This is a genomic window from Glycomyces salinus (assembly GCF_016428645.1).
GTDB classification, from domain to species: domain Bacteria; phylum Actinomycetota; class Actinomycetes; order Mycobacteriales; family Micromonosporaceae; genus Glycomyces; species Glycomyces salinus.
Genome location: NZ_JAELXW010000132.1, coordinates 1 through 9,940, shown reverse-complemented (window position 1 = coordinate 9,940; position 9,940 = coordinate 1). Strand labels below are relative to the sequence as shown.

Here is a 9,940-nt window from a genome sequence, read left to right as displayed (position 1 = left end):
TCCGTCCGGTTGTGCTACATCAATGGTGACAGCCGAACCATCGTTTGCCATCACCCGCAGGGTTGGAGAAGACTCATGTTCGCCGTCCGGGACCGGTGGCGTCCCAAGCGATCCACGCCCGGCGCCGTCCGTACTTGACAGGTCGCGAGCCTCCTTCACAGCAACCCGGGGCCACCCGGCCCGAGGCACGCCGCAGACCCCGGCCCTCCACCCACCTCACCGTCGCTGACAGGTTGAAGTCGGACTCCACGCGACCCGTATCCGACCACCGACCCCGCCATCACGACCAGTCCATCCCACGGGCCACAACGCATCACACTCGAAACGACTTATAAGGGGTTCCGTTGCGTTTCTTGGGATTTCTTCATCAGGTGTCCCCGGCGCTTTTACGCTAGGGCTTCAATGCTGTCGAAGGGTGACGATGTCTTGATCGAGGCTCGAGGCGGAGTATACTGAGTCCTATAGCGAGTCAGCCCGCCCGGGCGTTCGCTCCCCTCGGTGCCCAGGGGTGGTCGAGCGCCGACCACTCAAGAGAATGATAGGTGAATCCAATGGCGGAGCCATTGTCGTTCGTCGGCACCATCCTGAGCTTGGCAGCGAAAGCGAAGGAAATAGTAGCCGGTGTCGACAAGAAGTTGTTAATAGCCTCCACACTAGCGGTGACGGTGACCACGGTGATTCTAGGTGGAATCTACTTCATCTACCTCAAGACTCCCGCGGGCGTGGACACCCCCGAGTCCCCGACGCTTGGGGGCCTGGACTTGGCGAAATACTGCAGTTCGTACAACTACGAGGAAAACGACGACAGGTTCTGCACTGCAGAGATAGATCTGGATGATGCATGCTCGTGGCAGTACGACGCGCCGGATCTGATCGCTGAGGTTGAATCTGGTCCTTACAGCGGGGACTGTCGCGACCCGCAGGGCGAATCCCTCGGCGGAATATCGGACATGCCCGGTTACTGCAAGGCCAACTTCAGAGGGAGCCTTGAGGTTGAGGCGAGCGTTGTGGAAGAAGAGGAAAAGTGGGTGTGCCGAACTGAGATCAACATGGGCCTCGCGTGCACTTGGCAATATCAGAAGGAGAACCTCCAAGCCCGCGAAGAAGGAGGAATCTGGAACTGCTATGAGTGAGTTCTCCCGCCAGTAGCCGGTCCTCGAGTCCTTCCCGCCCTCCTTTCGACGTGTCCCACCGGTTCGGCGGTCCGGCCTAGGATGGGCGCCATGCTGTTGAACCTCTCGCGCCTGGCGGCGTCTTGAAGTCCCCGGCGGTGCCGTCCCGGGCCCGGCGGCGGGTCGCCATCGGGGCGGCCGGGGCCACCGTGCTCATCGGGTCCATCGACGCCTACGTGCTGGTGTCGGTGCTGGTCGACATCATCGGGGAGTTCGACATCCCGGTCAACCATCTGGAGCGGGCCACGCCCCTGGTCACCGGGTACCTGCTCGGGTACATCGCCGGGATGCCGCTGCTGGGGCGGCTGTCCGACCGGTTCGGGCGGCGGGCGGTGATCCACGCCTGCCTGATCGGGTTCGCCGCCGGATCGCTGATCTCGGCGACCGCCACCGACATGGTGACGTTGACCGCGGGGCGGGCGCTCCAGGGGCTCGCCGGCGGGGCGCTGCTGCCGGTGACCATGGCGCTGGCCGCCGACCTGTTCTCGTCGCGGCGAAGGCCGGTCGTGCTCGGCTGGGTCGGCGCCGCCCAAGAGCTCGGGGCGGTGCTCGGGCCGCTGTTCGGGGCCGGCGTGGCACTGCTGGTCGGGTGGCGGGGGATCTTCTGGATCAACCTGCCGCTCGCGGTCCTGGCGGCCGTGGCGATTCACTTCACCGTGCCCGCGCGGAGCGAGCGCAGCCGGGAACGCGTCGACTTCGTCGGCGGAGCGCTCCTGGCGATCGCACTGGGACTGCTGGTCGTCGGACTCTACAACCCCGAGCCGGAGGACGCCGTCCTTCCGTCCTGGGGTGCGCCGGTGATAGCCGCCGGTGTGGCGGTGCTGATCGCGTTCGGCCTCTGGCAGTGGCGCTCCCCGGTCAAGCTGCTCGACCCGGTCGGGGTGCGCTGGAAGCCCTTCGGGCTCGGGCTGGCCGCCAGTCTCGCCACCGGCGCCGCGCTCATGGTCACGCTGGTCGACGTCCAACTGCTGGCCCAGACCCTGCTCGACAAGGACGCCGCGGGCGGGACACTGCTGCTGCTGTGGTTCCTCATCGGGCTCCCGATCGGGGCCGTCGCGGGCGGGCGCCTTACCGCGGTGTTCGGCGAGCGAGTCCCCGCCGTCGCCGGGATGCTCGCCTCCGCCGGGGCCTACCTGCTCATCGCCTACTCGATCCCGGACGTCCAGGTCGGGCTGGCCGTAGCTGGCCTCGCCCTGGGGCTGGTCATCGCGCCGCTGTCCTCGGTCGCCCTCTCCACCACCCCCGAAGGGCAGCACGGCATGGCCTCGGCGGCCGTCGTCGTCGCCCGCATGATGGGGATGCTGCTGGGAGTGGCGGCCCTGACCTCCTGGAGCCTCCACCGCTTCCAATCGGCCACCGCGGACCTGGACACCCCCCTCCCGTTCGGCGTCAGCGAATCCGAATACCAGGAACAGCAAGCCGCCTACCTGGACGCCTTCGACGCGGCCCTGACCGTCCAATACCAGGAGATCTTCACCGCGACCGCCCTCATTTGCCTGGCCGGAGCCGTCGCCTCGATCGGCCTGCCCGGTCGTCGGGAGCGGGATAGGGTTGTGGTGTGAGTGATCTGAGTGTTTTCGACAATCCTGAGCAGAACCGTTACGAGCTGCGCGATCCCGACGGGGGAGTTCTCGGATACTTGGAATATCTTCCGCGCGAGGAGTTCACCGTCCTGCCGCACACCGAGGTGGACCGGTCGCTGCGCGGGCAGGGTTGGGGGGACCGCTTGGCGCGGTTCGCGCTCGACCATCTCCGGGCCGAGGGCGCCCGGGTCTACCCGACCTGCCCGTTCGTTGAACGCTGGATGGAGAAGCACCCCGAGTACGAAGAGATTCGTTACCGGCCGTCGTAGACAGCGACTCGCAACGTTCACCTCCGCGACTAGTCCGGGTTCATGAAATGTTCACCTGAATTCGCAGCATCTTCGTTATGAACTCCTGCTCGGCAGGTGACGCCGGCTGATGCTGTCCGCGCTCATCCTCCTCCGCCCCGCCGCGACCGCGAAGAAGCGGCCCGGCGCCAGACTCGACTCCGAAGAGGCCCGCCGCGCCCGCGCCATGGCCGACTTCCTCCAGCTCTACAACCCCACGGCGCTCCTCAGCGCCCCCGAGCGCGTCTGCTCCGAGACGCTCGGGCCCCTGGCCGGGCGGCTCGGTGTCGCGGTCGACGCCCAGGAAGACCTGGCTGCCGAGGTCCCCGAGTTCCCCGGCGGTGACTCGGCGCACACTGCCGCCTGGTTGGCCGCGCGGGCCGTCCGCGCCCTGCCCGACCCCAGGCGCACGGCCGTCGTGTGCGCCCGCAGCGCGGTCCTGTCGGCGCTGCTGGTCGCCGTCGCCTCCCGCGACGGCCACGAGCTGACCGGCTACGACTTCGAGCTGCCGTTCGAGGACGACGTGCGGCAGGCCCCCGGCGGCGGCTGGGTCCTCCAACGCGACGACGGCCTCCTGGTCGAGGTCAAACCGCTCGCCGCACCATAAAACGTTTGCGGCCCCGGAGCGGGCGCGGCTAGCGTTGTCAGTTCGCCTTCACATCCACTGCCCTCTCCGGGAGAGAATTGTGTCCGAAGCCGAGCTGCGCTCTGAGATCGAGCACCACGAAAAGGCCCGAGCGGCCATGTCGGCCATGCATTCGGCGACCGCTGACACCTACGACCGACACGAGGCCGAGTTCGAGATCGGCAACAGCGGGGGCAAGGGCGACGGCGACGTCGGTCCCGACAAGGAACTGGCCTTCCTGATGGCCAAGTACGCGACCGGCCGCATGTCCGACCTGACCGACCGCGACATCGCGATCTTCTTCGGGCGGCTGTGGTTCGCCTCCGGCGAGGACTACCACATCGGGCGCCGCCACGTCCGCGACGAAACCTCGACGCCGCTGGTGCTCGACTGGCGGGCGCCGGTCTCGGAGCACTACTACCGCGCCAGCGCCCACGACCGGCGCGGGGTCGACCGGCGCCGCCGCTTCGGGTTCAAGGGGGCGACCCTCACCGGCTTCGAGGACGAGGACCTGCGCCTGGGCGAGGACATCGCCTCCGACATCCTGACCGCCGAGATCGAGCGTCCCCGAACCGGCCCGATGCGCGACATCGTCGCCACCATCCAGCCCGAGCAGGACGAGCTCATCCGCCGCGACGCGGCCACCACCCTGTGCGTCCAGGGCGCGCCCGGCACCGGCAAGACCGCCGTAGGACTCCACCGCGCCGCCTGGCTGCTCTACAACTACTCCGAGCACCTGCGCAAGGCCGGTGTCCTGGTGGTCGGCCCCAACGAGGGATTCCTGGCCTACATCTCGGGCGTGCTCCCGACCCTCGGCGAGACCGCCGTCTGGCAGACCACCGTCCAGCAGCTCACCGGCACGGCGGCCGCCGAGCGGACCGACTCCCACGAGGTCGCCATGCTCAAGCACGACGCGCGCATGGCCGACGTGTGCGAGCGCGCGGTCTGGGGGCACGTGGGCCGCGCCGAGGACGGCGGCGTCACCGCCGATGAGGCCCTGCTGGTCACCGACGGCGGCTGGCGCTGGCGGCTCGGACTGAACTACCTCAACAAGTCCATCGAGACCGCCCGCGCCACCTGCCAGAGCTACGACGGCGGCCGCAAGTCCGTGGCCGACGCGATGGTCCAGGGGATCCGCCGCCAGGTCGAGCTCCGCGCCGGATACTCCCCGGACGGCAAGTGGGCGACCAAGCTCCGCGGCTCGGCGGCGGTCAAGGACTTCCTCGAGGCGGTGTGGCCCAAGCTGAACGCGAAGACCGTCCTGCGCAAGCTCTACACCGACGCCGGCTTCCGCCGCGACGCGACCCGGGGCATCCTCTCCGAGGACGAGGCCGAGCTGCTCGCGGTCAAAGGCAGGTCGTTCAAGCTCTCGGCGGCCGACATCCTCGTCTCGGACGAGATCGGGGCGCGACTCAGACTTCCCGATCCGGCCGACGCGTACGGCCACATCGTCATCGACGAGGCCCAGGACCTCTCGGCGATGCAGTGCAGGGCCATTGCCCGCCGCGCCGGGGGAGGGGCCCTGACCGTCCTGGGCGACCTGGCCCAGGGCACCACCCCGTGGGCGGCGGCCGACTGGGAGACCCAGATGCGCCACCTCGGCCGCGCCGAGTTCTCGGCGCAGCGGGCGCAGTCGGGGCCGACCGCCGAGTACACCGAGCTCACCGCCGGGTTCCGCGTCCCCGGCGTCATCATCGACCTGGCAAACCGGCTCCTTCCCCATCTGGGCGTCGATGTCTCCCCGGCACGGTCCATCCGCTCGGACGGCTCGCTCGACTTCCAGCGCGTGGCCGATCTGGCCTCGGGAGTGCGCCAGGCGGTCGACAAGGCCCTGGCCGAAGAGGGCCTGGTCGGGGTGATCGCGGCCGACCCCGATCTGGAGGCCGTCCGCGCGGCCCTGCCGGAATCCGATCGCGTGGAGACGGTCGCGGCGAGTCTGGCCAAGGGCCTGGAGTACGACCACGTCGTCGTCGCCGAACCGTCCGCGATCGTGGCCGCCCCCGCCACGGGCGGGGCCACGGTGGAGGGCGTTGGACTGCGCCACCTCTACGTGGCCCTTACCCGCGCGGTCTCCCGCCTGAGTGTTATCCATACTGGACCGCTGCCTCCCGAACTCGACCGCCCCTGACCGCCGATCGGTCCGTCCCGTCCGCATGCCCGGCATTCGTCACGTTGCGGTAAAGAAAAGGCCGATTCCGCCGCCGGAGTCTTCCGCCGGCCAAACCGTTCGTGCGACCGTGTGTTCCGACAGGAACTGGAAACCTGTGGGGCAGGGCCGGTCTGAGGGCCGGCCCCTCTCATATTGCAAGGAATCATCACGTTGTCGTAACAATGATCCCGGAACGGGTCCCGAAGCTACCTATCGAGCCGGGGGTCATGTAATCGTTCCTGTCATCTCAGTGCTCGTACAAGTGGAGGAGAAATCCATGGCAATCACGCGGAGGACGCTCGGCGGCCTTGCGATCGGCGGTTCGGCCGCAGCGGCTCTCAGCGCCTGCAGCGGTGACGGGGACGGGGACGGCGAGTCGTCCGGCGGCGGGGAGGTGGTCTGGGCGCTGTCCGGCCCCTGGGAGGCGTGGAACCAGACCACCGCGAGCGGCAACAGCTCCACCGGCAACCAGGCGATGACCCCGATGATGCCGCTGGGGCAGATCGGCTTCGACTTCGACCCCGACGGCAACGTCATCTACGACGACGCGATCTTCGACGGCGGCCCGGAGCTGGTCAGCGAGGAGCCGATGCAGCTCCAGTACACCCTCAAGGAGGGCGCCCAGTGGTCTGACGGCAAGCCCGTCCGCGTCGAGGACTTCATCTTCTACTGGTACAGCGTCTCGGGCAACGAGGAGCACGCCAACCAGGAGAAGGCCGTCCCCGCCTCGACCGACTGGGGCTCCAACGTCACCTCGATCGAGGAGACCGAGGAGGGCACCATCCTGGTCACCTACCGAGAGGGCTACATCGACCCCGAGTGGGCCTACACCGCCGGCGTCTACCTGCCCAGCCACCACGCCGAGGAGAACGGGTTCGAGGACTGGCAGTCCGACCCCGAGGTCATGGGCGACGCCATCGCCTGGTTCAACGAGAACCTGTGGGACGTGGTGACCGGACCCTACATCCCGGTCGACTCCAAACTCGGCGAGTACATCACCTACGAGATCAACGAGAACTACCAGGGCTCGGTCAAGCCGACCATCGAGAAGCTCACCATCCAGGTGATCGAGACCCTCGCCAACGAGGTCACCGAGCTGCGGCAGGGCAACATCGCCGGCTGCTGGCCGAACGAGTTCTTCATCGAGGAGCTCGAGAAGCTCGACGAGAGTGACGAGCTCGAGTACGAGATCTTCTCGGGTTCGATCTGGGCGCACCTCGACTTCAACACCGACAACAAGTTCCTGTCCGACGTCGAGCTCCGCCGGGCCGTCTACACCGTGGTCGACATCGCCGACATGGCCGACAAGTCCTACCCGGGCACGGAGATCCCCTGGAAGGGCAGCCACTTCTTCAGCGAGGGCCTGGACAACTATGTCGACTACGTCGGCGAGACCACCCAGGGCACCGGCGACGCCGACGAGGCCCGCCGGATCCTGACCGACGCCGGCTACACCTGGGACGACGATGACAAGCTGCTCTCGCCCGACGGCGAGCAGGTCGTGTTCAACTTCCGCTTCGGCAACGAGTCCGACCTGTCCCGACTGACCGGCGACCTCCTCCAGTCCTACCTGGTGGAGATCGGCATCGACCTGGAGCTGTCCGGCTACAGCAACGATGACTTCATCCCGGTGCTGACCGGCTCCGAGTTCGACTGGATGAGCTTCGTCTGGGTGGGCAACCCCGCCTTCACCGTCGCTCCCACCCAGTTCTTCCGCTCGGACTCCAACTCGAACTTCGGCTCCTACAACAGCCCCGAGCTCGACGAGGCGGTCGACAAGGTCCGCACGACCTTCGACATCGACGAGGCGGCCGCCTACGCCAACGAGGCCGGAGCGATCGCGACCTCGCAGGCGTACGTCCTCCCGCTGTGGGACCGGCCCCAGTCGATCATCTACAACACCAACCTGCTCTCGGGCGTCGCGGCGAACCGGAACAGCCAGTCCGGTCCGCTCTTCAACGTCCGCGAATGGAAGTACGCATAGCGTCATTCACTGAATCGCAATTCAGCGAATAGGCCGCGGGGATGATGCCGAATCGGCCCCGCGGCCAGTAAACACAGTGGAAAATCACGAAAACATCACGAATAAACTCCGTTTGGGGCCCGTGAGTGCCCTTCGGCTCACGTGTGTGCCAGGGTTTGTCCTAACACCCGAGGGTGCGACCGGAGACTGCGTCTCCGGACTCGCACCGGCCGCACGGGAAAGCGAACGCGGCCGAAGGGAGCGGGCCCTCGGGACGACGACATCTGGAGGAGAACACACATGGCTCTCACACGAAGGGCTCTCGGCGGCCTGACTATCGGCGGCTCGGCCGCGGCCGCGCTCAGTGCCTGCGGCGGTGGCGACGGTGACGGCGGCGGCTCCGGCGCGACCGAGCTGACCTGGGCCATCGCCTCGTCCTGGGACTCGTGGAACCTCAACACGCTGAACGGGAACAACTCCTACTGCAACCAGGCCCTGACCCCGATGAACCCGATGGGTCAGACCGGCTTCGACTTCGACCCCGACGCCAACGTCGTCTTCGACGACGCGCTGCTGGCGGGGGAGCCGGAGCTGGTCAGCGAAGAGCCGATGCAGATTCGCTACACCCTGAACGAGAACGCCCAGTGGTCGGACGGCGAGCCGGTCCGCGTCGAGGACTTCATATTCCAGTGGTACTCGATGTCCGGCAATGAAGAGCACGCCAACCAGGAGAAGGCCGCTCCGGCCTCGATCGACTGGGGCTCGAAGGTCGCCTCGATCGAGCAGGAGGACGACGGCACGATCCTGGTCACCTACATCGAGGGCTACATCGACCCCGAGTGGCAGTACATCGACATGGTCTACCTGCCCAGCCACCTGGCCGAGGCCGAGGGCTTCGACTGGCAGAACGACCCCGAGGCCATGGGCGACGCCATCCAGTGGTTCGACAAGACCGCCCCGACGGTCGGCCTCGGCCCGTTCGTGCCGACCGACGCCAAGGTCGGCGAGTACGTGGTCTACGAGATCAACGAGAACTACCAGGGCTCGGTCACGCCCACCATCGAGAAGCTCACCGTCCAGGTGGTCGAGGGCACCGACGCGATCGTCACCGAGCTGCGCCAGGGCTCCATCGCCGGCGCCTGGGCGACCGAGTACAACGAGCAGGAGCTCGCCAAGCTCGAAGAGGACCAGACCCTGGAGAACCTGGTCTACGAGGGCTCGGTGTGGCAGCACTTCGACTGCAACACCAACAACGAGTTCCTGTCGGACATCGAGCTGCGCCGCGCCGTCTTCACCGCGATCGACGTGCAGGACATCAACGACAAGGTCTACCCGGAGACCGGCGTCGAGCGCAAGGGCAACCACTTCTTCCGGCCCAACAGCGGCTACTACACGGACTACATGGGCGATGCCGGGCTGGGCCTGGGCGACCCGGACACCGCCCGCCAGATCCTGACCGACGCCGGCTACACCTGGGACAGCGACGACAAGCTGCTCACGCCCGACGGCGACCAGGTCGTCTTCAACGTCCGCTACGCCGAAGGCGACGTGGTCCGCACCACCGCGGCCGAGCTCGCCCAGTCGTACCTGGCCGCGATCGGCATCGACCTCGAGCTGGTGGCGATCCCCGACGGCGAGCTGAGCCCGGTCCTGCAGGGCGCCGATTTCGACCTGGTCATCTTCGGCTGGTCCGGCAACGCGGCCTTCACCGTCGCCCCCGGCCAGTACTTCCGCTCGGACTCCGGTTCGAACTTCGGCAAGTACTCCAACCCGGAGGCCGACGAGGCGATCGACATGGTCCGCTCGACCTACGACATCGACGAGGCCGCCGAGTTCACCAACGCGGTCGGCGAGATCGTGGGCCCGGAGGCCTACACCCTGCCGATCTTCGACGAGCCGCAGGCGACGGTGTACAACACCAACCTGGTCGAGGGCATCACCGCCAACGGGTACAGCCAGTCCGGACCGATCTGGAACGTCCGCGAGTGGAAGCTGAAGTAGCCCGCTAGGGCCTCTATGACACAGCGGCGGGCCGGCGGTGGCCGGCCCGCCGCTGTGTCTGATTCCCCTCAATCGACCACACCCCCGAGGTCACGAACTCATAACGAAGGAAACTCATGTGTGGTGCGGGACCTGCCGCACCGCCCGTGGCCGTGACAAG

General features: G+C 67.4%; 7 protein-coding genes. All 7 read left to right on the top strand.

Annotated features, from left to right (window positions below; all coding sequences use genetic code 11):
* Positions 1-551: 551 nt before the first annotated feature.
* Entirely contained in the window at positions 552-1,133 is a 582-nt protein-coding gene (locus tag JFB92_RS23250; RefSeq protein WP_199044120.1) for a hypothetical protein, read from the top strand.
* A gap of 122 nt (positions 1,134-1,255) precedes the next feature.
* Positions 1,256-2,734, top strand: a complete 1,479-nt coding sequence (locus JFB92_RS23245; RefSeq protein WP_199044119.1) for an MFS transporter — start codon at positions 1,256-1,258, stop codon at positions 2,732-2,734.
* Positions 2,731-3,024 (top strand): GNAT family N-acetyltransferase, encoded by a 294-nt coding sequence (locus tag JFB92_RS23240; RefSeq protein ID WP_307789260.1) that lies wholly within the window; start codon positions 2,731-2,733, stop codon positions 3,022-3,024. Before JFB92_RS23245 ends, JFB92_RS23240 begins: the two co-directional genes overlap by 4 nt.
* A 109-nt stretch (positions 3,025-3,133) precedes the next feature.
* Positions 3,134-3,649 carry a hypothetical protein gene (locus JFB92_RS23235; RefSeq protein WP_199044117.1) on the top strand — a complete coding sequence of 172 codons (516 nt, stop codon included), beginning with the start codon at positions 3,134-3,136 and terminating at the stop codon, positions 3,647-3,649.
* Between the two features lie 79 nt (positions 3,650-3,728).
* Positions 3,729-5,795, top strand: coding sequence for a HelD family protein (locus JFB92_RS26370; protein WP_199044115.1), 2,067 nt, complete (start codon positions 3,729-3,731; stop codon positions 5,793-5,795).
* Positions 5,796-6,093: 298 nt separating this feature from the next.
* A complete protein-coding gene (locus JFB92_RS23225; protein ID WP_199044113.1) occupies positions 6,094-7,800 on the top strand; it encodes an ABC transporter substrate-binding protein in 1,707 nt (568 codons plus the stop codon).
* Positions 7,801-8,079: 279 nt separating this feature from the next.
* The gene (locus JFB92_RS23220) at positions 8,080-9,780 is read left to right on the top strand and encodes an ABC transporter family substrate-binding protein (RefSeq protein ID WP_199044111.1); all 1,701 of its coding nucleotides are present in this window, start codon (positions 8,080-8,082) and stop codon (positions 9,778-9,780) included.
* Positions 9,781-9,940: the final 160 nt, after the last annotated feature.